At 42.3% G+C, this 25600-nt stretch carries 21 protein-coding genes, 2 rRNA genes and 1 pseudogene; 19 read left to right on the plus strand and 5 right to left on the minus strand.

Going from position 1 to position 25600, the window contains the following annotated elements; all coding sequences use genetic code 11:
- The 9 genes from AC1P5O_RS00005 to AC1P5O_RS00045 form a co-directional block, all read left to right on the plus strand.
- A 23S ribosomal RNA gene (locus AC1P5O_RS00005) occupies nucleotides 1-179 on the plus strand; the annotation flags it as partial.
- Nucleotides 180-391: 212 nt separating this feature from the next.
- Nucleotides 392-506: ribosomal RNA gene (rrf, locus tag AC1P5O_RS00010) — 5S ribosomal RNA — on the plus strand.
- Between the two features lie 166 nt (nucleotides 507-672).
- Entirely contained in the window at nucleotides 673-1920 is a 1248-nt protein-coding gene (locus tag AC1P5O_RS00015; RefSeq protein WP_086044258.1) for an esterase-like activity of phytase family protein, read from the plus strand.
- A 290-nt stretch (nucleotides 1921-2210) separates the two neighbouring features.
- The gene (locus AC1P5O_RS00020; protein ID WP_086044259.1) at nucleotides 2211-3575 is read left to right on the plus strand and encodes an MFS transporter; all 1365 of its coding nucleotides are present in this window, start codon (nucleotides 2211-2213) and stop codon (nucleotides 3573-3575) included.
- 358 nt (nucleotides 3576-3933) lie between these two features.
- The gene (locus AC1P5O_RS00025) at nucleotides 3934-5283 is read left to right on the plus strand and encodes an aromatic acid/H+ symport family MFS transporter (protein WP_086044260.1); all 1350 of its coding nucleotides are present in this window, start codon (nucleotides 3934-3936) and stop codon (nucleotides 5281-5283) included.
- Nucleotides 5284-5581: 298 nt separating this feature from the next.
- The gene (locus tag AC1P5O_RS00030) at nucleotides 5582-6031 is read left to right on the plus strand and encodes a hypothetical protein (protein ID WP_086044261.1); all 450 of its coding nucleotides are present in this window, start codon (nucleotides 5582-5584) and stop codon (nucleotides 6029-6031) included.
- A 22-nt stretch (nucleotides 6032-6053) separates the two neighbouring features.
- Nucleotides 6054-6876 (plus strand): IS5 family transposase gene (locus tag AC1P5O_RS00035; protein WP_101627170.1). Its coding sequence is split into 2 segments (ribosomal slippage): nucleotides 6054-6434 and nucleotides 6436-6876, totalling 822 coding nucleotides; the frame shifts between segments, so codons are not numbered across the junction.
- The gene (locus AC1P5O_RS00040) at nucleotides 6876-7544 is read left to right on the plus strand and encodes a HEPN domain-containing protein (protein ID WP_086044262.1); all 669 of its coding nucleotides are present in this window, start codon (nucleotides 6876-6878) and stop codon (nucleotides 7542-7544) included. The genes AC1P5O_RS00035 and AC1P5O_RS00040 overlap by 1 nt, the downstream gene beginning before the upstream one ends.
- A 153-nt stretch (nucleotides 7545-7697) precedes the next feature.
- A complete protein-coding gene (locus AC1P5O_RS00045) occupies nucleotides 7698-8021 on the plus strand; it encodes an ankyrin repeat domain-containing protein (RefSeq protein WP_086044263.1) in 324 nt (107 codons plus the stop codon).
- Between the two features lie 48 nt (nucleotides 8022-8069).
- Here the strand turns inward: AC1P5O_RS00045 and AC1P5O_RS00050 are convergent, their stop codons facing one another.
- Nucleotides 8070-8621 carry a type 1 glutamine amidotransferase domain-containing protein gene (locus AC1P5O_RS00050; RefSeq protein ID WP_005264505.1) on the minus strand — a complete coding sequence of 184 codons (552 nt, stop codon included), beginning with the start codon at nucleotides 8619-8621 and terminating at the stop codon, nucleotides 8070-8072.
- 367 nt (nucleotides 8622-8988) lie between these two features.
- Nucleotides 8989-9678, minus strand: a complete 690-nt coding sequence (locus AC1P5O_RS00055) for a TIGR04219 family outer membrane beta-barrel protein (RefSeq protein WP_086044264.1) — start codon at nucleotides 9676-9678, stop codon at nucleotides 8989-8991.
- 134 nt (nucleotides 9679-9812) lie between these two features.
- On the opposite strand from AC1P5O_RS00055, the gene AC1P5O_RS00060 reads away from it, so the two are divergent.
- The 3 genes from AC1P5O_RS00060 to AC1P5O_RS00070 all read left to right on the plus strand — a co-directional run bounded on the left by AC1P5O_RS00060 (nucleotide 9813) and on the right by AC1P5O_RS00070 (nucleotide 13449).
- Nucleotides 9813-11261: an aldehyde dehydrogenase family protein gene (locus tag AC1P5O_RS00060; RefSeq protein WP_086044922.1), complete on the plus strand. Its 1449-nt coding sequence runs from the start codon at nucleotides 9813-9815 to the stop codon at nucleotides 11259-11261.
- 591 nt (nucleotides 11262-11852) lie between these two features.
- The gene (locus tag AC1P5O_RS00065) at nucleotides 11853-13328 is read left to right on the plus strand and encodes a sodium-dependent transporter (RefSeq protein ID WP_005249498.1); all 1476 of its coding nucleotides are present in this window, start codon (nucleotides 11853-11855) and stop codon (nucleotides 13326-13328) included.
- Between the two features lie 10 nt (nucleotides 13329-13338).
- Nucleotides 13339-13449: a methionine/alanine import family NSS transporter small subunit gene (locus tag AC1P5O_RS00070; RefSeq protein ID WP_004647694.1), complete on the plus strand. Its 111-nt coding sequence runs from the start codon at nucleotides 13339-13341 to the stop codon at nucleotides 13447-13449.
- 175 nt (nucleotides 13450-13624) lie between these two features.
- Here AC1P5O_RS00070 and tnpA read toward each other — a convergent pair whose 3' ends face one another.
- Nucleotides 13625-14038 (minus strand): IS200/IS605 family transposase, encoded by a 414-nt coding sequence (gene tnpA / locus AC1P5O_RS00075; protein WP_005249500.1) that lies wholly within the window; start codon nucleotides 14036-14038, stop codon nucleotides 13625-13627.
- Between the two features lie 43 nt (nucleotides 14039-14081).
- Here tnpA and AC1P5O_RS00080 point away from each other — a divergent pair.
- Nucleotides 14082-15536: pseudogene (locus AC1P5O_RS00080) on the plus strand (RNA-guided endonuclease InsQ/TnpB family protein).
- A gap of 32 nt (nucleotides 15537-15568) precedes the next feature.
- Nucleotides 15569-16294 (plus strand): ZIP family metal transporter, encoded by a 726-nt coding sequence (locus AC1P5O_RS00085; RefSeq protein WP_085064415.1) that lies wholly within the window; start codon nucleotides 15569-15571, stop codon nucleotides 16292-16294.
- A 70-nt stretch (nucleotides 16295-16364) separates the two neighbouring features.
- Here the strand turns inward: AC1P5O_RS00085 and rsmB are convergent, their stop codons facing one another.
- Complete coding sequence (gene rsmB, locus AC1P5O_RS00090; RefSeq protein ID WP_085064401.1) at nucleotides 16365-17672, minus strand: 16S rRNA (cytosine(967)-C(5))-methyltransferase RsmB; 1308 nt, start codon at nucleotides 17670-17672, stop codon at nucleotides 16365-16367.
- Nucleotides 17669-18631 (minus strand): methionyl-tRNA formyltransferase, encoded by a 963-nt coding sequence (gene fmt, locus AC1P5O_RS00095; RefSeq protein WP_044109793.1) that lies wholly within the window; start codon nucleotides 18629-18631, stop codon nucleotides 17669-17671. The genes rsmB and fmt overlap by 4 nt, the downstream gene beginning before the upstream one ends.
- A 561-nt stretch (nucleotides 18632-19192) precedes the next feature.
- Between fmt and ilvD (AC1P5O_RS00100) the strand changes: the two genes are divergently transcribed.
- The 5 genes from ilvD (AC1P5O_RS00100) to ilvD (AC1P5O_RS00120) all read left to right on the plus strand — a co-directional run bounded on the left by ilvD (AC1P5O_RS00100) (nucleotide 19193) and on the right by ilvD (AC1P5O_RS00120) (nucleotide 25563).
- Nucleotides 19193-21022: a dihydroxy-acid dehydratase gene (gene ilvD / locus AC1P5O_RS00100; RefSeq protein WP_499005407.1), complete on the plus strand. Its 1830-nt coding sequence runs from the start codon at nucleotides 19193-19195 to the stop codon at nucleotides 21020-21022.
- Between the two features lie 214 nt (nucleotides 21023-21236).
- Nucleotides 21237-21869 (plus strand): hypothetical protein, encoded by a 633-nt coding sequence (locus AC1P5O_RS00105; RefSeq protein WP_499005408.1) that lies wholly within the window; start codon nucleotides 21237-21239, stop codon nucleotides 21867-21869.
- Entirely contained in the window at nucleotides 21869-22468 is a 600-nt protein-coding gene (locus tag AC1P5O_RS00110; RefSeq protein ID WP_004280831.1) for an IS607 family transposase, read from the plus strand. The genes AC1P5O_RS00105 and AC1P5O_RS00110 overlap by 1 nt, the downstream gene beginning before the upstream one ends.
- 4 nt (nucleotides 22469-22472) lie before the next feature.
- Nucleotides 22473-23855, plus strand: coding sequence for an IS200/IS605 family element transposase accessory protein TnpB (locus AC1P5O_RS00115; protein ID WP_039902357.1), 1383 nt, complete (start codon nucleotides 22473-22475; stop codon nucleotides 23853-23855).
- A gap of 22 nt (nucleotides 23856-23877) precedes the next feature.
- Nucleotides 23878-25563, plus strand: coding sequence for a dihydroxy-acid dehydratase (gene ilvD, locus AC1P5O_RS00120; protein WP_004280835.1), 1686 nt, complete (start codon nucleotides 23878-23880; stop codon nucleotides 25561-25563).
- The last annotated feature ends 37 nt before the right edge of the window (nucleotides 25564-25600 follow it).

Below are 25600 nucleotides of genomic sequence, written 5' to 3' on the forward strand. Positions count from 1 at the left end.
TGTTCGGAAGGGATAACCGCTGAAAGCATCTAAGCGGGAAGCCTACCTCAAGATAAGATTTCCCCGAGACTTTATGTCTCCTAAAGAGCCGTTGAAGACTACGACGTTGATAGGTTGGATGTGGAAGCATAGTGATATGTGAAGCTGACCAATACTAATTGCTCGTGAGGCTTGACTATACAACACCCAAACAGTTGTTGTACGAACTGCGCAAGCAGTGAGCAGAGATTGATTCATTAAAGACCAAACGGTCTTGAAATACTTGATTCAGCTAACGCTAGAACATACAATTCGACTCAGATATTATCTGTTAAACTCATTTGACCAAGCAACGGCAAGCAAAGCAGCAATGCAAAGCGAATAAGACCAAGCGCAAAGTCATACCAGTTGTGCTGGCGACCATAGCAAGAGTGAACCACCTGATCCCTTCCCGAACTCAGAAGTGAAACCTCTTAGCGCTGATGGTAGTGTGGGGTTACCCATGTGAGAGTAAGTCATCGCCAGCTCATTATTCGAAACACCCTCTGCTAACGCAGGGGGTGTTTTTTTATGTGGATAAAATAAGAATTGTTTCTATAAAACTGTCGTTAAAACTTCATTTCCTCGCAACGTTCCTGTCATGCAAAGCACATTCAATAAGGCTTTGACTTGATAAAAAAGATGAATGGACGTATGAGAAAAATCTGCTTAAGTATGCTGGCTATTTCCGTATTGGCTCTGACGGCATGTAATGATTCGGATGATAAGGTTGTTCAGCCTATAGAAAATATCAGTGAACCGACTTTAGTCTCTTTTGCCAAACTGGATGTAGAGACTTATGCAGAAGGGCCTGATTCCGGCAAAGATGTACGTGGAGCAAATGGGATTTTTCCGCCATTTTCAGGTCAGCCTGTACAAGGTTTTTCTGCTGCATTAAAAAATCCGGACGGAACCTATCTGGTGATGTCGGACAATGGCTTTGGCGCGCAGGATAATTCTTCTGATTATTTATTGCGTTTGCATCATCTTTCTAGTGATTTTAGAACCAAAACCGGTGGCACGGCAGCTGTCGAACATCTTGCTTATATTCAGCTTCGTGATCCGAATAAACTGATTCCTTTTGAGATTATTAACGAGAATACTCAAGAGCGTTTATTGACCGGTGCTGACTTTGATCCGGAATCTATGCAACGTGCACCTAATGGGGATATCTGGATAGGAGATGAATTTGGGCCTTATTTACTGCATTTTAATGCAGAGGGAATCTTGCAAAGTCCGCCGATCGCTTTAACACATCCATTAGAGACCGGAACTGAACTGAGATCTCCACAAAATCAGCTAAATAAGGGAACTACAGCGTATATCGAACCTCTCGTACAGCGAAGTGGGGGCTTCGAAGGCATGGCAATTTCACCTGATGGCCGCTATTTGTACCCTTTACTCGAAAAACCTTTATTAAATGCCACGACTCCACAATTAATCATTTCAGAGTTTGATATAGAAAATAAGATTTATACCGGAAATTTCTATTATTTTGAGCTGGATTCTAAAGCTACTGCTATTGGTGATTTTCAGCTTTTTAATGCCCAAGAAGGGGTGATCATTGAACGCGATGACAGTGAAAATAATCTGGGCGGTTATAAAAAACTAATCAAGGTTAAACTGAATCAGTCCGGTGAGTCTGTGACGCGCGAAGAACTGGTCAATTTGATGGATGTGGCCAATCCGGATTTACTTTATGGTCCGGTACGTCCGGGAGATATTGCCACCGGTCAGCGCTTTGGTTTTCCATTCCAGACCATTGAGGACATTATTATTGAAGGGCCTGATTTAATTACCGTCCTGAATGACAATAATTTTCCTGGCTCCAGTGGGCGTAATCAAAATCTGGCAGATGATAATGAAATGATTCAGATCCAATTACCTCAACCATTGTATTAATTGCATTTTATTTTCGAAATTTAAAAACTCTTCCAGAGTCTGAAGGCTCTGGAAGAGTTTTTTAAACCAAAAACCGGCTGAAATTGTTAATCATTGATTAAAAACTAGACCCATGGGTTTAGTTTTTTGCATCATGCTTAAGACTTTAGTCGCATACTGTCTCAAAAATAGCTGTGTTGAACTAAGTTGTTGCGAAAACATGGCGATAAGAATCATTAAAAATAATAAATAAGAGTTAGTGTCATGTGTCGTGCTAAAAACAACGAATAACAACTCACAGGAGGTGAGGCGTGACTATAAATACAGTAAATGTAAATGCTGTAGTGGATACTGCAAAGTTTAAACCCTTTCATTTAAAAGTCGTACTTTGGTGCGTATTTATCGTGATTTTTGACGGTTATGATTTGGCAATTAACGGTGTAGCCCTGCCACTACTAATGCAAGAATGGAATATGTCTGCAGTGCAGGCTGGCATGCTGGCCAGTACTGCTTTGGCCGGCATGATGTTTGGTGCCATGCTGTTTGGCATGCTGGCTGATAAAATTGGCCGAAAAAATGTGATTCTGATTTGTGTCACCTTATTCAGTGGTTTTACTTTTTGGGGCGGTTTCGCCTCGAACCCAACCGAATTCGGAATTTTGCGATTTATTGCAGGTCTAGGAATTGGTGGAGTATTGCCTAATCTGGTTGCTTTAACCTCTGAATATGCGCCCCAAAAAATGCGCAGTACCTTGGTGACCACCATGTTTAGTGGTTATGCGGTGGGCGGGATTATGGCAGCCTTGCTTGGGGCCTGGTTTACTCCAAGTTTTGGTTGGGAAATCATGTTCTATATCGCCGGTATTCCATTGTTAATCTTGCCGATTTTATGGTTTTATTTGCCAGAATCTTTAACTTTTCTGGTGAAAAAACAGCAAAATGAAAAAGCCCGCCATATTGTGCAACAGCTCAGTCCAGAACAGAATCTGAATGCAGATACCCAGTTTGTGCTGAATGAAGTACAAACCTCAGAAGCCTCAATTGCAGCACTCTTCAAGCAGGGCCGTAGCATGAGTACCTTGCTGTTCTGGTCGTGCTTCTTTATGTGCCTGTTGATGGTTTATGCCTTGGGCAGCTGGTTGCCGAAACTGATGATGGCAGCCGGATATTCGCTAGGCAACAGTTTGATGTTCCTGATGGCCATGAATATTGGTGCAGTCATTGGTACCATTGGTGGCGGTATTCTGGCAGACCGGTTCCATTTGAAACCGGTTATTATCGGCATGTTCCTGCTCGGTGCGGTATCACTGGTTGGCCTTGGCTTCAATTCACCACAAGCGGTTATTTACTTGCTGGTGGCGCTCGCGGGTGCTTCTGCAATTGGCAGTAGTATTTTGCTCTACAGCTTTGTGGCGCAGTATTATCCAATGTCGATTCGTTCGACCGGGATTGGCTGTGCATCGGCTGTGGGACGTGTCGGTGCGATTGTAGGCCCAATCTTTATTGGTTTCCTGCTGGGCATGGAATTACCGCACAAGTTTAACTTTATTGCGGTGGCTATTCCGGCATTGATTGGTGCAATTGCTGTTTCCATGATTGTGCGTAAAGACCTCAATGCAGAAAGAAATGCCGAAACCTTGCGTGCCGAACAGAAACTCAAGTCGATTAAAACCTGATGCAGCATGATGGCTGCGATAAAGCCACCTGCTGAATTTGCAAAAACCTCTTTATTTAAAGGGGTTTTTGCTTATCTGGTATATCAAATTAAAGCAATATTCAATTGATCAAAAAAATAAGCAATTAAAATTGCTAGAAAATTAAGCCAATTTTAAAATAAATATAAATTATTCAAAATCTTATATTATCAATAATGTGACATATCACGTAAATAAATGACATTTCTGAGTCCATAGCCGAATATCAATTAGTCTTATTGTGCCTTAAATCCCGCTTGCGTATATTGCCTGACAATTGAAGATTGTCTTCAATCTTCAACAAGATGTTATGGACAAGTACTCATGGGAGATGAGAACGATGACAACGGAAAAAATAGATGTAAATTCTGTAGTCGATAATGCGAAATTCACGCCTTTCCACTTCAATGTAGTTGCTTGGTGTTTACTCATTATCTTATTTGATGGCTACGATCTGGCAATCAATGGTGTAGTTTTACCATTATTGATGCAAGACTGGGGCTTGAGTGCAGTGCAGGCGGGCATGCTTGCAAGTACCGCACTGGCCGGCATGATGTTTGGTGCGATGATCTTTGGTTCCCTGGCGGACAAGATCGGTCGTAAGAAAGTAATCATGATCTGTATTGTATTATTCAGTGGTTTAACTTTTGCGGGTGGCTTTGCCTCAAATCCAACCGAATTCGGTATTTTACGTTTCCTTGCCGGTCTTGGTATTGGTGGTGTAATGCCAAACCTGGTGGCATTGACTTCGGAATATGCTCCACAAAAAATGCGTAGTACCCTGGTAACCACTATGTTTAGTGGTTATGCCGTTGGTGGTGTAATGGCTGCGTTATTGGGTTCATGGTTTACCCCAAGTTTTGGTTGGGAAATCATGTTCTTTATCGCGGGTATTCCATTATTTTTATTACCGGTAATCTGGAAATTCCTGCCTGAATCGCTGGCATTTATTGTGAAGCAGAACAAGCAGGCTGAAGCACGCCAAATCGTACGTCGTCTGGCGCCAAATCTGACAGTAACGGATAACACGGTACTTACTTTGCCACAGGAAAATGTGCCTGAAGCAGCGAACGTGGTCAGCTTGTTCCGTCGTGGTCGTGCGGTCAATACTTTACTGTTCTGGGTCGCATTCTTTACTTGCCTGTTAACTATGTATGCACTTAGCAGCTGGTTACCGAAGTTGATGATGGCAGCGGGCTACTCGATGGACAACAGCCTGATGTTCATGATGGTGATGAACGTGGGTGCGGTTGTAGGTATTGTAGGTGGTGGTATTCTGGCGGATCGTTTCCACCTGAAACCGGTACTGATGGTTCTGGGTATGATGGGTGCGATTGTAATGAGCTCAATGGGCTTTGCATCTAACCAGTTCTTGCTTTACATCCTGGTGTTCCTGGCGGGTGCAGCGTCAATTGGTTCACAAATGTTGCTGTATAGCTATGTGGCGCAGTTCTACCCGCTTGCAGTACGTTCAACAGGTATTGGCTGGTCTTCTGCGATTGGTCGTATGGGTGCGATTGTAGGGCCGATCCTGATTGGTGGCTTACTGGGTATGAACCTGCCTGCTTACTTCAACTTTATGGCAGTCGGTTTGCCGGTGCTGATCACTGCAATTGCGGTTGCCTTGATCATGCATGACGATGAATCTGAAAAGATTGGTTCAGTCGAGCCAGCAGTGTCTAAAGCTTAAGAATTTGAGTTTTAAAAAGAAGCCTCCGAAAGGGGGCTTTTTTATAAGAGGTATACTATTTAGAATGATATATACACTTTAAATTTAATAAATTTTATGAATAGAAGTAAAGCTAAAAGAATATTGCAAAGAATGGTTAACTCATTGTTTAAGTTGCAAGCTTTCGTAAAGATAAATAGCTTTGATGATATAAAAAAATCTTGATGATTATTTTGGACAAGAGCTGACTTTATCAAAAGAAAAAACAATTTTCATTACTACTGATACAAGAAACACTTTAAGGTCCATCACCAGTGAATTGATTGTTTATTATGATTTAGAAGATTACATCACTTTTTCTGAGATTTTCTCGAATGTTAAAAAAATATATGCTGACTATATCCTAAATAAAAAATCTCCAGAAAATATGATAGATGATGTCTATGAGTTATCAAAGAAAGAAATAAGAGTATTTAATAATATTAACTGCTGTGAAGGTATAAAGCTTAACGGCATAGAACAATTAAACTGTGGAGAATATAAAATAATTTCTTCTGATTTTTCAACATTTCTTAAAGCCTATGGAAAAGAAGAAGCTGATTTTTATGAGATGATGAAAGATTATCTATGGATTTGTGGAAGTGAAAAAGGAAGTAAGAAGCAGGTAGAACATAAATTTGATTACAAAGCTAATCTAATTACTAGTTTTTTGAGTATCTGTTTGCAAACTATAAATAAAAAATCAATATTAGACCTCTTGCGAAAGTAAAAACCACCTCAATATAAATTTCATGAGATATCAGAAATTAAATCGTTTTTCAGATTCTGAATTCAAACGCTTGGTTGGCGTACCTCGACATGTTTTTACTGAAATGGTAGAGGTTTTAGAAAAAGCAGAATCACTCAAAAAGAAATCAGGTCGTCCTCATACTTTAGATATAGAGGATCAGTTGTTATTAACTCTCAATTACTTACGGAACTACAGCACTCAACTGGAATTAGCGGCAAATTACCATATCGCTGAAAGTAATGTGAATCGAACCATTAAAAAGGTTGAAGATGCATTGATGAAATCAAGACGTTTTACTCTGCCAAAACGAAGCATTACCACGGCAGACGAACACTTTAACTGGGTAATTATTGATGCGACAGAATGTTCAATAGAACGTCCGAAAAAAAAATCAGAGTAAATTCTACAGTGGTAAAAAGAAGAAATATACGCTAAAAGTACAAGTGATCTATCATCCGAACAGCAAACAAATCATAGGGCTAGATATATCGAATGGCAGTCAGCATGACATTAAATTGGCAAGAAAAACGGTTAAGAAATTCAAACATTGTGAATATGTTATGACTGATCTAGGGTACTACGGATTAGAGCAAGATGGCTTTAAATTATTGATGCCAATAAAGAAAAAGAAGAATTTACCCTTATTTGATGTTGAGAAAAAGTACAATAAAATGATTGAAAAAATACGAGTTGTGATCGAACACATTAATAGTCAATTGAAAACATTTAGAATATTAAGTGAACGCTATCGAAATAGACGGAAAAGATTCGGCTTACGCATTAACTTAATTGCTGCACTCGTAAACCGGATAAACTTGCAATAATGACTTTCGCAAGAGATCTATTAAATTATAGGATTCAAGCTTTAAATTCTTCTTCTAGCCATAAATCTCGTAACCTTCGTTTACAGTGGGCAAACGAAAGTCAATATGGAAGTTTTTCTTATTCATTTCCTAAATTTTCCAATGCTGAAATTGATTTAGAAATATTAAAACACTTTAAAACCAATTTATTCTTTGATGAGTTTTTTACTATTTTAGAAAAAGAATTAAAAACCGAAGTAGAAGATGCGATTATTAAATCTGTATATTGGTTTTGTGAAGCTACAAAAGATAATAATGATACTATGAAATTTATTAAATTATGGTCATGTATTGAGTGCTTCTTCTCTATTACACAAGATGAAATATCTGAATCAAATGCAAAAGGTCTTGCCTGTATATTGGTATATGGTGGTTATCGAATCCATGATATTGAAAATTATAGAGAGGTAAAATCTAAAATTAAAAAAATGTATAAGAAAAGATCTAAAGCTTTACATAGAGCATATTGGTCTGACATAGAAGCTAACGATGTAGTGGAGTTAGCAGATTGGACTGCTTGGTTGATTATCAGTATTTTAGGTTTAGCAGTTGTAGGTAACTATACAAGACTGTCCCAAATTAAAGAACAGACCGTCAGATTAGATAATATTCATAATGAAATACAATAGAAATTAACTTTTTGACATTAGACCTCTTGCGAAAGTATTATTTTAGACTTTGATATTTATTTAAAAATCAACGCTTATCACTGATTAAATTTTGACTAACGCAAGAGGTCTATTGTAAAATATTTATTAATAAATAATAAATTTGATCTCATTATGAAACTCAATTCAATCTCCCCAATCCCTGAAGATGATGAAGAATTTCATCTTCCTGAACTGGTGTACTGGGCATCTTTAGGCGATGTTGAACAGGTCGAACAGGGTTTACAGGAAGGTCTGGACGTCAATTCTGCCGATGAAGAAGGCTATAGCGCCTTACAGGCTGCTGCTGAAAATGATCATCTGGAAGTGGTCAAACTCTTGGTCAGCAAAGGCGCAGATATTGCGCATCGTAGTCCAAATACTGCTTTAGAACTGGCAGAAATGGCCGGCAATAAAGACGTTGTGGCTTATCTGAAAAGTCTGGCCGGTGGTGTCTGAATATAAAAAAGAACCTCAATGCTGAGGTTCTTTTTTTATGGTATGAGCTTAGGCAGCATCGCCTTCAAGTTCTTTTAAAATCGCTTCATTGAAAGCCGGTAAATCGTCCGGATTGCGTGAAGTAATCAGTACCCAGTCACCGGTATTGCAGCGATGGACTTCTTCATCGACCCATTTCCCGCCGGCATTTTCCAGATCCAGCTTGATGCTCTTATAGGAAGTCAGATTCTTGTCTTTGATACGCTGTGCATCAATCAAAGTCCATGGCCCATGACAGATCGCGGCAATCGGTTTGTGATTGTCGGCAAAATGCTGAATGATTTTTTGCGCATCCTGATTGATTCTCAAGGTATCCGCGTTGACTGTACCGCCGGGAATCACCAAAAGATCATAATCATTCAGATCGACGTGTTCAAGACTGGTATCCGGCGTATATTGGGTGGCAGCTTTGGTATCACCTTTGACCGTCGCGACATCTTCATTTTTTTCGGCAGCATGAATCACTTCAAACCCTTTGGACTTTAGAAAATTTAAAGGCTCAGTGAGTTCATCATGTTCAATGCCTTGATTAGATGTAATAAAGAGGACCTTTTTTACCATGATTGCTGTTCCCAAAAAAATGTGAGGATTTTTAGCTTAACAACAAGGCGATTCTTACAATGTTGGAGTTTTAGCTCGGAACTGTTAAGCAATGATAAATAAAATAATAGGCAGAAAAAAAAGCCCCGACATCCTGTCGGGGCTTTTTCGTATCTCGTGATTTAGGTATAACTCCTGTCGTACCTCACGTCCTGGTGTTGCGATGTTCTTATTGTTTTTAGGTCTTCGGAGCATCCTGCTCTCTATGTTTATAAAGTAATACACATCCCGGTGGCGCACTAGCAGCAGATTGCGGTTATTGCTGTACGCTTTGGCTTACATCAGCGCAGAGAAATTGAGCTGTGCAAGCTTAACCAGTTGTATTGCATTAAAAATGCACATCTAGACCGATATAAGGGCCTTTAAATTCCAGCTGTAAGTCTGGACGTTGATCTTGTTCAAAATCTACCTGCATGAGGCGATAACCGATTTTGGCACCGACATCGACCAGCAGATTATCAATGAAATCATATTGCAGTTCGGCTTGTACATCGGTCTTTCGGGTATCACTGCCGTGACTGTAAACCGCTTCTGCTTGGGCACTCAGTCCGGTAAAGGGCAATTTAACCCCGGCTGTTGCATAGAGCAGTGGACTATATTCATCCAGATCGTATTGAGTGAAAACGCCGGCAGTCAGGTTTTTTACCGTACCATCCAGATTGGTTAAACCTGCGCCTATATCCGCATGCACAATGGTATCTAGCAATTCATAATACAGAATATAGTCAATATTGTTCAGCTCAATTTCTGAGGCATTGATAAGAGAACTCTGTTCGCTATTGCTGTCCAGATTGACGTATTTAATCTTGGCATTTGGCAACAATGGCACTGGATGTTCTACAGCGAGAGATAGTTGTGCTGTACCTTGTCGATCCAGCTCATGCTTGAAATTGTTATCCTGACTATAGCCGTCAAAATCCCAGTAACTGAGATCCGCTTTCACGCCGATCACATCTGCATGACTGAGCGTACTGAGTCCAAAACCACATAATAAGGTGGTGAGTATTTTTGCGCGCATGGCTCTATTCCCTAAAGCTTTATTAAAATTGGAGGTGTCTGGTTACTTAAAAACATCTTCTTAATATGGAGTAGCAAGTGCATGATATAGAGAATTTCAAAAATGTATATCCTTGGATTTTGCAGGACAATAAGATGGTAGCGAGAAGCACACAACAAACGAAAGAGTATGCATTATATGTCGCCGGTCAGGCCGTTCAGACGGGTGAATGGTTAGAGGTCAAACATAAATATAACCACGAACTGTATGCCCGTGTCGCTTTGGCAGATGCCAACACACTGGAACAGGCGATTCAGTCTGCCGTAGATGCTGAAGCCGAAATGGCTGCCTTGGAGCCGTTTCAGAAACAGAAAATTCTGCTGCATTGCGTACGCCGTTTTCGTGAGATTCATGAAGAATTGACCGAAATTCTGATTGCAGAAGGGGGCAAGCCGCGTAAAGCAGCCGAAGCCGAAGTTGAACGTCTGATTAATACTTTCCAGATTGCCGCAGATGCCGTGACCCAGATTGATCAGGGACGTATGCTGCCTTTGGCCGTGACTGCAGCAGCATCCGGCTATCAGGGCATTGTGAAACAGGTGCCGATTGGTGCGGTGTCTTTGATCAGTCCGTTTAATTTTCCTTTAAATCTGACCGCGCATAAAATTGCTCCTGCGATTGCAGCCGGTTGTCCCTTTGTGCTGAAACCGCCTAGCCTGACCCCGATTTCTGCCTTAAAAATTGCTGAAATTCTGGCGGAAACCGATTTACCGCGAGGTGCGTTTTCGGTATTGCCCTGTCCGCGAGAGCTGGCTGATCTACTGGTCACCGATGAGCGTTTTAAATTACTCAGTTTTACCGGTTCCGATGCTGTAGGCTGGGATATGAAAGCGCGTGCCGGTCGTAAAAAAGTGGTCTTGGAGCTGGGTGGCAATGCTGCTGTCATGATTGAGCCAGATACCGAAATTAACGATGCCTTGATTAACCGTCTAATTGGCGGGGCGTATAACCATGCCGGACAGGTGTGTATCAGTGTGCAACGCATTTTGGTGCATCAGCAGATTTATACTGAAGTGAAGGACAAACTGCTGGCGAAACTGAAAACGATTAAAGCCGCTGATCCGAATCTGAGCACAACCTTGGTTGGTCCGATGATCAAGGAAGATGAAGCCAAACGCCTGAAAAAATGGCTGGATAAAGCCGTGAAAAAAGACGCGAAAATCCTGATTGGAGGCGAATTGAATGGTGTGATGTTCGCACCGACCTTGCTGGAAAATGTAGACCACAGTCTGGAAATCTACCGTGATGAAGCCTTTGGCCCGGTGGCAATTCTGGAAGCGTATGCTGATTTCGAATCCGGTATTGCCTGTATCAACCGCAGCCGTTTTGGCTTGCAAGCTGGAGTGTATACTCAGAATCTGAACAAGATGCTGTATGCCTGGGATCATCTGCATGTCGGCGGTGTCATTATCAATGATATTCCGTCTTTCCGGGTCGATAACATGCCCTATGGCGGGGTCAAAGATTCAGGTCTGGGTCGTGAAGGAATTCAGTCCGCCATTCGCGATATGCAGGAAGAGCGCATGCTGGTGATTAAAGCCTAGGTTCAGAATATTCAATTCATCGCTTCGATATCACAGGTGGCTGGTTTTTAAATCTGCTTGTGATATTTAAACCGGTTTTTAAAGAGGTCAAAATTCCATGAGAGAATTTGATTTCCCATATCACGGCTTGGTCATGTGCCTTAGTATGAGCCGTTTCATCTTCAAATAATGATCTAAAAACAGATGCTGGATCAGAGTCTTGGAATACATTTTTTGAAACAGCGACCCTGTAGTAAAACTTAAGAAAAATATATTCCAAAAAGTTTGTCAATATATAACTTGTTTAATCTGCCTTATTTTGCAGAATTATTGAACGCTTAATTCGAATAGATTATAAATAACGAATATTTTAAGCAGAATTTACAGAAAAAATTTAAAAAAGTCAGTATTGTTGAATCATCTACAAGGTCAGTTTTTCGATCAGACTTTAAGCAAGATGTAAGACCTGCTGACCTGTTTGTACATTAGAATTCGACGCCCACAAGGTGCCCTCTAATTCAAACACCCAAAATTATTGAAAATGCTTCTTTTTTTGCTTGCGCCATAACCATAACAAGCAGCATCTAAAGGGGTTAAAAGTTTAGGTGTTCTATGACAGAAACTCGTGAGAATTGGTCCGCACGATCAGGATTCATTATTGCAGCGATTGGTTCCGCCGTTGGCTTGGGGAATATCTGGCGTTTCCCTTATGTTGCCTATGAAAATGGTGGCGGGGCATTCCTGATCCCTTATCTGATTGCGATTTTCGCAGCAGGTTTACCTTTATTGTTTTTAGACTATGCGGTCGGACACAAGTTCCGCAAAGCGCCGCCTATGGCCTATAAAAAACTCATGAATGCCGAATCTCTGGGTTGGTGGCAGGTCATGGTCACTCTGGTGATCGGGATTTACTATGCCAGCGTCTTGTCCTGGGCCGGCAGTTATATGTTCTATTCCTTTGGACAGCAGTGGGGCACAGATACCCAGGGCTTCTTCTTCAATACTTACCTGCAAAATGGTGAGGGTCTGACTCTCGGTTTTGTACCTGTGCTGTTCTTTGGTCTAGTGGTCGTTTGGGCAGCAGTCATGCTGATTCTTTACGGTGGAGTACGCCGTGGGGTGGAACTGGCGAATAAAATCTTTATGCCATTGCTGGTGATTTTATTCACGATCCTGGTGATTCAGGCAGTCCGTTTACCGGGTGCAGTCGATGGCTTAAATGCTTTCTTCACGCCAAACTGGGAAGCGATGGCCAACTATAAAGTCTGGTTAGCCGCTTTTGGTCATATCTTCTTCTCACTGTCAGTGGGCTTCGGGATTATGTTGACTTATGCCTCTTACTTGAAACGCAAAACTAACCTGACTGGTTCAGGGATTGTGGTGGCATTGGCCAACTCGTCTTTTGAAATCCTGGCGGGTATTGGTGTCTTTGCAGCACTTGGTTTTATGGCGTTTAGCTCAGGTGCTAAAGTTGAAGATGTGGTATCCGGTGGTATTGGTCTGGCCTTTATTGCGTTTCCGAAAATCATTTCCAGTTTAGGCGCAGGTGGCGACCTGTTCGGTTTCCTGTTCTTTGCTTCATTGACGGTTGCCGGTATTACCTCGATGGTCAGTATCCTGCAAGTTCCGATTGCCGCGTTCCAGGACAAGCTGGGCTGGTCAAAGAACAAGTCAGTGACGATTATTGCTGGTGGTTCAGCAGTGATTTCTACCCTGATGTTCTCGACACATAGTGCGATTACCTTTGTCGATATCATCGACTACTTTGCCAATAACATCGGTATTGTCGGTGGTGGTCTGTTATCGATTATTCTGTTGTCCTGGTTCCGCCGTCCATTAATGAAACAGCTGGAAGGCCATGTGAACGAGTTTGCCAGCGTGAAACTGGGTGCGAGCTGGAAGTTCATGCTGACGGTGATCACGCCGTTGTCCTTATTACTGGCATTAGGCCTGACCCTGAAATCGATCATGGCAGAAGGCTATGGTGATTATCCCGCGAGTACGCTGTGGATGATCGGTGGGGGCACTCTTGCATTCTTTATTCTGGGCGCCATTTTGTTCAGTCTAGTTAAAGACCGTCACAGCTAGGAGAGCGAATATGAATACATCTGCACTAATCATGATGATCATCTCTATCGTTTTATTATGGGGTGGTCTGGTACTGGCTGTGATTCATCTGGCAAAAAATCCGGAAGAACCAGAAGACTAAAAATCTTCACATAAACCTACTGTTGCCATAAACGGAAGTCATTATCATCCTTGATGATAATGACTTTTTTAATGGCTGATGCTTTGACATGATTTCCGTTTCAGATGGACAAGTCTATCTTTAAGTGAAAGAGGACTCCACCCGACAGTCAGGGTGGAGGTGAATTTCACAGATTTTAACCTTGTTGGTTTTGAATGTAATTTTTAATAATATCCAAAGACGCACCACCGCACGACCCTGCAAAATAAGACCTTGACCATAAAACAGGTTTTGCATAACTACCACGTAAATCTAAAAATTCATTCCGCATTCTTCTGCTTGTTACCGATTTTAAATTATTCACCAACTTACTAAGCTGAACAGTTGGTGGGTACTGAATAAGCATGTGAACATGGTCAGCCTCACCATTACATTCTTTTAGTTCTGCATCAAAATCTTTGCATATTTCGGCTACATACTCACTAAAATACTTATGATGTAGATCATTTAGGATTTTCTTTCTGTACTTTGTAATAAATACTAAGTGTACGTGTAAGTTAAAGGCTGAATAGCGGTTTTTATAGATTTCAGTCATTGTTTGATTGTTCATTTAATGATAGCATTTGATTATATTAACACATACATACTCATTTATGAAAATCAACAAAGCGTATAAATTTAGGCTTGAGCCTAATGCAGAGCAGGAGCTTGTTTTAAACAAGTTGCTTGGCTCTGCACGTTTTGTTTGGAATCAAATTTTAGCTGTATCGTTCGAGATGCTTGCTAATAATGAGCGAATCAACAAAGTTAATTTAGTCAATAAAATTCCTGAATTACGAAAAAAACCTGAGTGTGCTTTTCTAGAAAACAGTTCAAATGGCGTTTCACTTCAACAAAAAGTGCGTGATCTTGGTGATGCCTGGGGGAAGTTCTTTGACCCGAAAGAACAAGCCAAGTTAAAGCAAAAACCATTTAAAGCCAAAAAACCAAGATTCTTCAAATTGCCTGATGGTCGTGAAGTCCAACTTAGACCACTTATGCCACGATTCAAAAAGAAATCTAATGGCTATGATTCCATTCGTATTGTTCAATTTGATAGATATTGTTGGGTTAAAGGTAACCAAGTTAAGTTACCTAATGACATTGGCATTGTGAAATTCAGAAAATCACAAAATATTGTGGGTGAGATTAAGAACGTCACAATTTCAAAGCATGTCGGAAAATGGTATGTGTCATTTGGTGCTGAAAACACAATAGAAACACCGATACACCCATCAGAATCAGCCATTGGTATTGACTTGGGTATTAAGAAATTGGGGGTGTTTCAAAAAGTATGCTAGTTAATTCTGTCAATAGAGAAATTGAAAATAAGTAAATTAAATTCACTATATTTTTAATGCTTTATGAGATTTCAATTGTGGTTAAAATATAATCAGCATACTTTTTGAAACACCACCAAGAAATTAATTACAACGTCTAGTGGTCAAGTATTTGACCCGATCAATAGTTTCAAGGCCAATCAGGTAAAGTTAGCTAGGCTTCAGCGCAAGCTGAGAAATAAAACCAAGTTCAGTCAAAATTGGAAAAAGCTGAATCTCAAGATCAACAAGGTACACCATCATATTGCCAATATTCGGCATGACTACTTGCACAAAGTCACCACAACGCTCAGCAAAAACCACGCAATGATCGTAGTTGAGGACTTAAAAGTAGCCAATATGTCGAAGTCAGCGAAAGGCTCAATCGAGAAAAAAGGAAAGAATGTTAAAGCCAAGTCCGGCTTAAACAAATCAATCCTGGATCAAGGTTGGTCAATGCTTGTTGGTATGTTGGAATATAAGCAAAAATGGCGAGGTGGTTTGCTTGTTAAAGTTGACCCTAGATATACAAGTCAAACTTGTAGTTCATGTGGTCATGTTGCAAAAGAAAATAGGCTTACTCAAGCAAACTTTGAGTGTGTCAGTTGTTGTTTTAGCGAGAATGCAGATATTAATGCATCTCGCAACATTTTGGCGGTGGGACACACCGTTTTGTCTGTGGAGGGTGGATGCGGTAAAGGTCACCTTGCGAAGCAGAAAGCAAGTGAAATCCGTAAGGAATTCACCTAGGAGCTTTTGCTTTTAGAATCCCCCACTTGAACATCGTGAAAGTGGGGGGAGTATGTCAAACAGCCTTTGCCGTGACTTTATTTGCCGGGCTGGCCACCGTGGTGGGTGGGGGACTGGTATTATTCTTAAAAAAACCTAATTTCCGCCTGCTGGCCTTTGCTGCCGGGGCCATGATTTATGTCTCTTTAACCGAAATTTTGAACAAATCGATCGCGTCCTTTAGCCTGGATTTTGATGAAAAAACCGGTTTTGCCTTTGGTACTTTTGCTTTTTTACTGGGTGTGGTTCTGGTGTTGTTGCTGGATCGCTTTGTGCCGAATCCACATGACACGATTGAAACCCATTCTGCCAAGGGGGTCAGTTCACCTCAATTACTGCGTACCGGCATGCTGACCCTGTTTGCGATTAGCGCACATAACCTGCCGGAAGGACTGGCGACATTTTTTGCCACGCTGGAAAGCCCTGCTTTGGGCGCGCCGTTGGCGGTGGCAATTGTGATTCATAATGTACCAGAAGGTGTGGCGATTGCCTTGCCGGTCTATATGGCCACCGGCCGTAAAGATTATGCGCTCTGGGCCAGTTTGGTTTCCGGACTGGCAGAACCATTGGGGGCAGCGCTCGGTTATTTTATTCTGGCACTGGATGAATTATTGCCGACGGCAAAACGCTATTCTGAAGGTCATGAAACAGTCTATGGGCTGGTCAGCGGCATGGCGGCATTGGCGAGCAGTCTGGTAATTTTTAAGTTTATTCAATAAACCTCATATTCACTAAATCACAAGCCATAAAAAAGGCAGCTTGCGCTGCCTTTCATTTTAAACACATGACTTATGCAATTTTTTCTATACGGCAATAGAAGAAGCCGTCGCCTTGATCCGCTTTCGGTAACAATTGACGACCGTGAATCTGTTCGATGCCCCAATCGACTTCGATTTTGATTTCTTTGGCATCGGCATGTTGAGCAAAGAATTCGACCATCTGCTGTTCGTTTTCGGCTTTCAGAATTGAACAGGTGATGTACAGCAAAGTACCACCGACTTTCAGTTGCTGCCACATATTTTCCAGAATCTGCTTTTGCAGCTGTACCGTTTGCGGAATATCTGTAGAGTGACGTAGCAAGCGAATATCCGGATGACGACGGATCACACCAATTGCAGAGCATGGTGCATCCAGTACGATACAATCGACCGGCTCCGGAGCGGTCCAGGTGATCGCATCAGCCGCGATAATTTCAACGTCGGCATATTCAGTTAACAGTAAACGTTCCAGATTTTCTGCCACACGGACTAAACGTTTAGCATCCTGATCAATGGCATACAGTTTTTTCGGGCTATATTTTTCCAGGATATGCGCAGTCTTACCTCCTGGAGCAGCGCAGGCATCTACTACGATTTTGCCTTCAAGGTCAGGAACTAAGGTCGCACACAGCTGGGCATGTTCATCCTGCACCGAGAAACCGCCGGCTTCATAGCCCGGCAGGTTCGGAATATGCACATTCTGTTCCAGTACAATCCCAACTTCAGAAAGAGTACAGGCACGTGCTTCATAGCCTTCTTCTTCCAGAATTTCCAGATATTCATCACGGCTGACCTGATTGATATTGACACGCAAGGTAAGCGGCGCAATCTGTTTCAAGTCATGTGACAGCTCGGCAAGCTGTTCCGGCCAGTCTTTCTTTAAACGCTTGTAGAGCCAGCTTGGCAGGCCATGCGCCTGATTTAAAGCCAGGTCAAATTCTTCTGTTTCACGTGAAACACGACGCAGTACCGCATTGACCAGACCGCTTAAAGGTTCAAATCCCAGCTGTTTGGCTGCAGTGACGGTTTCTGAAATCGCAGCATGTGCCGGAATACGCGTACATAGAATCTGGTACAAACCCAAATATAAGCAGCTTTCTAGAGCCTGGTTATCAAGAGGTTTGGTTAATAGCGGCAGGGTGATGGCTTTCAGGCCATGCCACTGACGTAAACAGCCTAGCGTTAACTCGTGATAAAGACCACGGTCACGTTCAGACACAATATTAATATGTTGATTGAGTACAGAAGCAAGTGATTGGCCATTTTGTACAGCCAATAGCGTTTTTACAACTTGCGCGCGCAAATTCAAATTTTTAGCTGATGATTGAATTTGGCTCATGCGAATTTATATCCTACCGATAGTTTTTGAGTTTGATTAATTTGAACAGCATTCAGGGCTTTGCCGCCTGGCCATTGCAGATTGGTGATGCAAATGACATTTTGATCGCCACACATCACATGCACGCCATCTTTATCCAGGGCAATCACTTCACTAGGCAGGGCATTGCTTGCCTTTTGTGTGGAAAGTGATGAATTCCAGATGCGTAAATTGTTGCCGTCATCTAGCGGGGTGAATGCCACTGGCCAGGGATTAAAGGCACGAATATTACGGTCAATATCTGCTGCAGGCTGGGTCCAGTCAATTTGTGCTTCGGCTTTTGTCAGTTTATGCGCGTAGACAGTCAGATTTTCATCCTGAACTTCACGGGTCTCAAGATAGTGCTGTAAAGTCTGTTCCGATTCGAGCACGGCCACAATCGCCTCAGCACCTTGCAGCGCCAGTTTGTCATGCAGGCTGGCAGATGTATCTTCGGCGCTAATCGGGCACAGTGTTTTATACATCATGTCCCCGGTATCCAGACCGGCTGCCATTTTCATAATGGTCACACCTGTTTCGATATCGCCGGTAGCAATCGCGCGCTGAATCGGGGCTGCACCGCGCCAGCGTGGCAACAGCGAACCATGAATATTCAGGCAACCATATTTTGGCGTATCCAGAACCACTTGTGGCAGGATCAGGCCATAAGCTGCCACCACCATCACATCTGCATTTAAGGCTTTAAGTTCCGCTTGCGCCGCCAGACCTTCTTCAGTCGATGACTTGAAATGTAAAGGCTGATAGACCGAAAGATGATGTTCAAGCGCTAACTGCTTCACCGCAGATGCCGTGAGCTTTTGTCCACGTCCGGCCTTGCGGTCCGGTTGAGTATAGACCGCCACAATTTCATGTTCGGTTCTAAGCAACGCAGCCAATGCAGTCGCTGCAAATTCTGGTGTGCCTGCAAATATGATCTTCACACATGAAATTCCAAATAAACTTAAAAGCTATTATAAGCCAAAAGCCAAATTTCAGCCTAATCGTTGCAAAAACTTATCCGAGAAGCTTGGTGAGTGCTTGAATTTCAGTGGAATTTTTATATAAAAAAAACTCATGCAAATTGTAAAAATTATTCATGAAAGTTTTGTATTGTCCTGATGATGATGATGGCGGTATAGTAGATTTCATTAAGAAATTTGGGGGTGTTTCAAAAAGTATGCTAGTTAATTCTGTCAATAGAGAAATTGAAAATAAGTAAATTAAATTCACTATATTTTTAATGCTTTATGAGATTTCAATTGTGGTTAAAATATAATCAGCATACTTTTTGAAACACCACCAGAAATTTTTATCGTCAGATCATCCAAATCTCTCTATAGACATTTTTGCCTGTATCTACACCCAAAAGGCCATCTTGTAAATCAAGGGCTTGTAGTATGATAGGTTTAAAATTCAACTGATTTAAGCTCCTTGTCAGTATGATTTAGCCAGAGTGGATCTGCCCGATTCATTGCAAGCTCAAACTTTGTTGGAAATATAAAATGCCTGACTATCGTTCAAAAACATCGACACACGGAAGAAATATGGCTGGCGCACGCGGTTTATGGCGTGCCACCGGCATGAAAGATGAAGATTTCGGTAAGCCGATTATTGCGGTGGTGAACTCGTTCACCCAGTTTGTACCAGGTCATGTGCATCTTAAAGATCTGGGTCAGCTGGTGGCACGTCAAATTGAAGCGTCAGGCGGTGTGGCAAAAGAATTCAATACCATTGCGGTCGATGACGGCATCGCGATGGGTCATGACGGCATGCTGTATTCATTGCCTTCGCGTGACCTGATTGCAGACTCGGTCGAGTACATGGTCAATGCCCATTGTGCCGATGCGATGGTGTGTATCTCGAACTGTGACAAGATCACCCCAGGTATGTTAATGGCTGCGATGCGTCTGAACATTCCGGTGGTATTTGTCTCTGGCGGTCCAATGGAAGCGGGCAAGGTCAAAATCCGTGGCAATGAAAAAGCCATTGACCTAGTCGATGCCATGATTGTTGCAGCAGATGACAGCTTCACTGATGAAGAAGTTGCTGAATATGAACGTTCAGCTTGCCCAACCTGTGGTTCATGTTCAGGCATGTTTACCGCAAACTCGATGAACTGTTTGACTGAAGCACTTGGTTTATCGCTTCCGGGCAATGGTTCTACGCTGGCAACACATGCCAACCGTAAGAAATTATTTGAGCGCGCAGGTCAGTTGATCGTTGAAATCACCAAGCGTCATTATGAACAGAATGATTACAGCGTATTGCCACGTAATGTAGCAACCAAAGCATCTTATGAAAATGCCATGACTTTGGACATCGCGATGGGTGGTTCAACCAACACCGTTCTTCACTTGTTGGCAGCTGCTCACGAAGCAGAAGTAGACTTCACCATGGACGATATCGACCGTTTATCTCGTATAGTGCCTGTACTGTGTAAAGTGGCACCTGCGGTTAAAAACGTCCACATGGAAGATATTCACCGTGCCGGCGGCATTATGTCGATCCTCGGTGAACTAGACCGTGGTGGCTTACTGGATACGTCTGTACCGACCGTACATGAAGCAACGTTGAAAGATGCTTTAGACAAATGGGACATCATCCGTACTGAAGATGAAGAGGTATATAACTTCTTCAAATCGGCACCGGGCGGTGTACCAACCCAAACTGCATTCTCACAAGATCGTTATTACACCCGTCTAGATGGCGACCGTGAAAATGGTGTAATACGTAATGTTGAACATGCCTTCTCACAAGATGGTGGTCTAGCGGTACTTTACGGCAACATCGCGCTAGAAGGCTGTATCGTAAAAACTGCGGGTGTGGATGATTCAATCCTGAAATTCAACGGGACTGCACGTGTATTTGAAAGCCAGGATGATGCAGTTGAAGCCATTCTTGGTGGGAAAATCGTGGCAGGTGATGTGGTGCTGATCCGTTATGAAGGTCCACAGGGTGGTCCAGGCATGCAAGAAATGTTGTACCCAACCAGCTACTTAAAATCGAAAGGTTTAGGTAAAGACTGTGCACTTGTCACTGATGGTCGTTTCTCTGGTGGTTCTTCAGGTCTTTCCATTGGTCACGTTTCCCCAGAAGCAGCTGAAGGCGGCACAATTGCCCTGGTTGAAGATGGCGACCGTATCGAAATTGATATTCCAAACCGTAGCATTCATTTAGCCGTTGCTGAAGATGTATTGGCAGCACGCCGTGAAGTACAAGAAGCCAAAGGTTGGAAGCCTGCAAAGGAACGTCCACGTAAAGTATCTAAAGCGCTGAAAGCCTATGCAATGCATGCCACCAGTGCGGCGAAAGGTGCGGTACGTGATATCTAAGCTGTAATTTTACAGATTTAAATAGCACTCCAGATGGGGTGCTTTTTTTATACAAGAAACTATACAATGATCTTAAAATAAATTGTCCAAGACCGACGCTTAAAATCGGTCATCGCCCAGGAAGAGTGATTGATAGCAAATAATTATATTGACAAATATAGTCAAACATATACAATTTAGGTATTAAATTTTAAAAAAACTTGCAATGAAATACTTGACTGAAAGCTTAAAGAAAGTAGAGCAAGACCTTGCTTATTTTGTATCCCCTGAAAATAAAGATGGGTTTATTAAGGAATTTGCATCATGGGTCTATGGTGAGTGGTCAAAGAATGATTTCTATGAAACCGATATTGTAGATTTAGGCTATGATTGTTCTTCGTACCCTGAAAAAACGAATCAATCACTCTCCGATAAATGCCCCACCTATGCTGATTTTATTAATGCAAATACAGGCTTTTCTGAATGTACTCACGTTTCAGGACAAGGTATGCGCTGTCAAGAATATGAGGAAAAATTATTAGAGATTTTTGGTGATGCTTGCGCTAAAAAACTAGATGATTTAGTAGAGCTATATCAACTAGAAGTGCCTGAAAAATACAAAAAATTTGCAGAAAATATTAGTGAACTAATTTTCCTTGAAGTTGTTGATCATTATGAGGATTCAGAACTTTATGAGGTTTGTGACGATATTTTATTAAAATATAATCAGCTAGGAGTCGCATCATCCCCTTATACATGCCCTATCTGTGGATGGGATGAAGACAATGATCTAGCCATATATTGTGATGAATCCATATTTAAAGACTATACACTTGAGGATTTCAAGAAGTTAGCGGAGATTGATTAATGTATTCTCCTGCTAAATTCGGTGAAATGATTGGGAAGTCGGTTAAAACTCTACAAAGATGGGATGCCGAAGGTATTTTGGTTGCATGTCGAAATCCTAAAAATCGCAGATACTACACGCACGATCAATACCTTGAATATATCGGTATAAAAGCAACGGAAGCTAAATCGTCAGTAATTGTTTATTCAAGGGTATCTAGTGTTGCTCAAAAGCCCGATTTAGCTAATCAGGTGTCAGCTTTAGAAACTTTTTGTACTGTAAATGGCTATGCTGTTGATGATTGGGTGTCAGAGATTGGAAGTGGTTTGAATTATAAAAGAAAGAAATTCAATCAGCTTTTTCTTGATATTGAAATGGGTAAAGTTTCAATGCTTGTCATCGCTCACAAAGACCGTTTGGTGCGTTTTGGTTTTGAGTGGTTTGAATCTTTTGCTGAAAGACATGGTTGTAAAATTATTATTATGAATCAAGAATCTCTTTCCCCAACGGAAGAAGTAACTCAAGACCTGTTAGCGATTATTCATTGTTTTTCTTCTCGACTTTATGGATTAAGAAAATACAAAGAAAAAGTTAAAGAATTAGTGAATAGTAAGGAATAACTTTTTGAAACTAACACGCATCCATCACTGTAAAAACTTGAATGTGCAAAAGTACAAGCAACTTGAAAAACAAGCTGTTTTACTTGGTCGTGTTCGTAGCGAAGTGTGGGCTAAATATGGTGCTGTTGCAGGTTTAAATATCAGCGACAGAACCATTCGTGATGCGTGGATGAAAGAAAGTCGTGACTTTGGTGTTTCTGCAAATGCGTGGAAAGAAACGCTACGTGATTGCGTAGGTGATATTAAAGCCTATCGAGAAGCATCAAAAGACAAAGTAAAGCAGGCGATCCGAAAACGCACCTCCTGTAATAATGAACAAAAAAGACTATACACCTTGCTTAAAAAAGATGAATGGATGACTGATAATTTCCTCCATCGTCAAATGCGTAATCACTTTAAGCATGGTGTTAATCACACACATAATCAAATTATTGTTCGTGCGGATATGTGTAAAACCTTTGAGCTAAACGGTCAATGTTGGCTTAAAGTGCCAAGTCTAGTCCCTCGACAAACCATTAAAATTCCACTAAACACCACTGTTGATTTTGCGCCACAAGGCACACTTAGAATCATTCTAAAAAACGGTAATGTTGAAGTTCACTCAACTTATGATGCAGTTGAAACACAGGATTGTGGTCAGGAAACCGTAGGTGTTGATAAAGGTTATTCAGAAGCCTTTGTGGATTCTGATGGTGAAGTATATGGCAATGGTTTAGGTAAATTGATCTCAAGTGAATCAGACTACCTAAATCAAAAGTACAAACGTAGAAATAAGCTCAGAGCGATTTCTAAAGCCAAACCGCACAAGAAACAGAAAATTGAGTTAAATAATCTAGGTCGCAAGAAGCTAGATAAAAGGCAAGATGCTCAGAAAGCAAAGCTCAAGACATTGATATTTACAGCAACTCACAAGTTGGTTGATAAAGCCAAAGTGATTGTTGCGGAGGATTTAACCGCACCAATCCAAAGTAAGCGTAGCTATGGTAAAAATACCAATAGACGTTTAAACACATGGGTTAAAGGCTTATTAGCCGATGCCCTAACAGGTATATCTCACCGTAGAGGTTCTACGGTGCATCTAGTCAATTCTGCATACACTTCGCAAAGTGATTCTTTCTTACGTGGGCTTTTAATAGGCACACGCAAGGGAGATCGCTTTCATCGTTTTAATGGGGAAGTTGTGCAAGCTGATTGGAATGCTGCGAGAAACGTGCTTGCAAGATTAAACGACAATGAGATAAGTCGTTATACGCCTTACAAAACTGTAAAGCGTATATTGCAAGAACGGACTGATCGCTATAAGTCGGAACTGACCGACTCAGGCTCTAGTTACACGTTTGGCAACAAGACATTAACAGAGTGCGAATTAGTCCTTGACTATGTTTGACTACATTTTAAGGAACAGAATAATGAGTAAAGATAATATCCGCGAGCATTCTGCCCCCGTTTATGAAGGTATTGAAAATGCACCGGCGCGTTCCATGATGCGTGCCACCGGTTTTCAGGATGCCGATTTTAACCGGCCATTTATCGGCATTGCTTCGACCTGGGCCAATGTCACGCCTTGTAATATGCATATTGATGGTCTGGCCAGAACCGTAGAGCAGGGCGTGAGTGCGGCGGGTGGCAAGGGCATTATCTTTAATACCATTACCATTTCAGATGGCATTTCCAATGGCACCGAAGGCATGAAATATTCCCTGCTGTCACGGGAAGTGATCGCAGATTCGATTGAAACCGTGGTCGGCTGTCAGGCTTATGATGGTGTGATTGCCATTGGTGGCTGTGACAAAAATATGCCTGGCTGCATCATGGGATTGGCGCGCCTCAACCGTCCGGGGCTGTTTATTTATGGCGGAACCATCAAACCGGGTGAAGGTCATACCGACATGATTTCAGTGTTTGAAGCGGTGGGTCAATATGCCAAAGGTGAAATCAACGCGATTCAGGTCAAGCATATTGAAGAGGTTTCCTTGCCAGGTCCGGGTTCGTGTGGCGGTATGTACACGGCCAACTCGATGGCCTCTGCGATTGAAGCTTTAGGTATGAGCCTGCCGGGCTCTTCGGCACAGGAAGCGGTATCGGAAGACAAGCAAATTGACTGTGCCCGGGCCGGTGAAGCGGTGATGAACCTGTTGCGACTGGATATTAAGCCGCGCGACATCATGACCAAAGCCGCCTTTGAAAACTCGATTAAAGTCTTGATTGCGCTGGGTGGTTCGACCAATGGTGTACTGCATCTTTTAGCCATGGCACATACAGCAGGAGTGGAATTGAGTCTGGATGATTTCGTGCGGATTGGTAAAGATATTCCGGTGGTGGCCGACGTGCGTCCATCAGGTAAATATCTGATGTCAGAACTGATTGCGATTGGTGGAATTCAACCACTGATGAAGCGCATGCTGGATGCCGGCATGCTGGATGGCTCATGTCTGACGGTCACAGGTAAGACGCTGGCAGAAAATCTGGCCGATGTGCAGGACTATCCGGAAGGCCAGCAGATTATTCTGCCTTTTGATGCGCCAGTGAAAAAAGACTCACATCTGGTGATTCTAAAAGGCAATCTGTCACCGAAGGGCGCGGTCGCCAAAATTACCGGTAAGGAAGGACTGCATTTTGCTGGCCCGGCTCGCGTGTTTGAAGGTGAGCAGGGTGCCATGCGCGGTATTCTGGATGGCGAAGTCCAGCCGGGTGAAGTGGTGGTGATTCGTGGCGTTGGTCCCAAAGGTGGCCCGGGAATGCCAGAAATGCTGAAACCGACCTCTGCGATTATCGGGAAGGGCTTAGGCGCTTCAGTTGCCCTGATTACCGATGGACGCTTCTCGGGTGGCAGTCACGGTTTTGTGATTGGTCATGTCACCCCCGAAGCTTATGATGGCGGCCCGATTGGTCTGGTACAAAATGGCGACCAGATTTCAATTAATGCGGAAACCCGGGAAATGACCTGGCATGTGGATGAGCCGGAGATTGCAGCACGTCAAGCAGCTTGGATCAAACCAAAACCGAACTATACCCATGGAGCACTGGCCAAATTCGCCAAACTGACCTCAGGTGCAGAAACCGGGGCGGTCACTGACTTGAATCTTGACCTCTAATCCATTGTTAAACATTGAACATTTGTTTATGACTTGA

It is taken from the genome of Prolinoborus fasciculus, assembly GCF_056724605.1.

Excerpts from the sequence above, each read along its gene's own strand:
- AC1P5O_RS00065 (WP_005249498.1), top strand. The coding sequence starts at position 11,853 with ATGACAGAAACTCGTGAGAATTGGTCCGCACGATCAGGATTCATTATT.
- AC1P5O_RS00070 (WP_004647694.1), top strand. The coding sequence starts at position 13,339 with ATGAATACATCTGCACTAATCATGATGATCATCTCTATCGTTTTATTA.
- rsmB (WP_085064401.1), bottom strand. The coding sequence starts at position 17,672 with ATGAGCCAAATTCAATCATCAGCTAAAAATTTGAATTTGCGCGCGCAA.
- AC1P5O_RS00045 (WP_086044263.1), top strand. The coding sequence starts at position 7,698 with ATGAAACTCAATTCAATCTCCCCAATCCCTGAAGATGATGAAGAATTT.
- tnpA (WP_005249500.1), bottom strand. The coding sequence starts at position 14,038 with ATGAACAATCAAACAATGACTGAAATCTATAAAAACCGCTATTCAGCC.
- AC1P5O_RS00050 (WP_005264505.1), bottom strand. The coding sequence starts at position 8,621 with ATGGTAAAAAAGGTCCTCTTTATTACATCTAATCAAGGCATTGAACAT.
- AC1P5O_RS00055 (WP_086044264.1), bottom strand. The coding sequence starts at position 9,678 with ATGCGCGCAAAAATACTCACCACCTTATTATGTGGTTTTGGACTCAGT.
- ilvD (WP_499005407.1), top strand. The coding sequence starts at position 19,193 with ATGCCTGACTATCGTTCAAAAACATCGACACACGGAAGAAATATGGCT.
- AC1P5O_RS00060 (WP_086044922.1), top strand. The coding sequence starts at position 9,813 with ATGGTAGCGAGAAGCACACAACAAACGAAAGAGTATGCATTATATGTC.
- AC1P5O_RS00040 (WP_086044262.1), top strand. The coding sequence starts at position 6,876 with ATGACTTTCGCAAGAGATCTATTAAATTATAGGATTCAAGCTTTAAAT.
- AC1P5O_RS00015 (WP_086044258.1), top strand. The coding sequence starts at position 673 with ATGAGAAAAATCTGCTTAAGTATGCTGGCTATTTCCGTATTGGCTCTG.
- ilvD (WP_004280835.1), top strand. The coding sequence starts at position 23,878 with ATGAGTAAAGATAATATCCGCGAGCATTCTGCCCCCGTTTATGAAGGT.
- AC1P5O_RS00110 (WP_004280831.1), top strand. The coding sequence starts at position 21,869 with ATGTATTCTCCTGCTAAATTCGGTGAAATGATTGGGAAGTCGGTTAAA.
- AC1P5O_RS00025 (WP_086044260.1), top strand. The coding sequence starts at position 3,934 with ATGACAACGGAAAAAATAGATGTAAATTCTGTAGTCGATAATGCGAAA.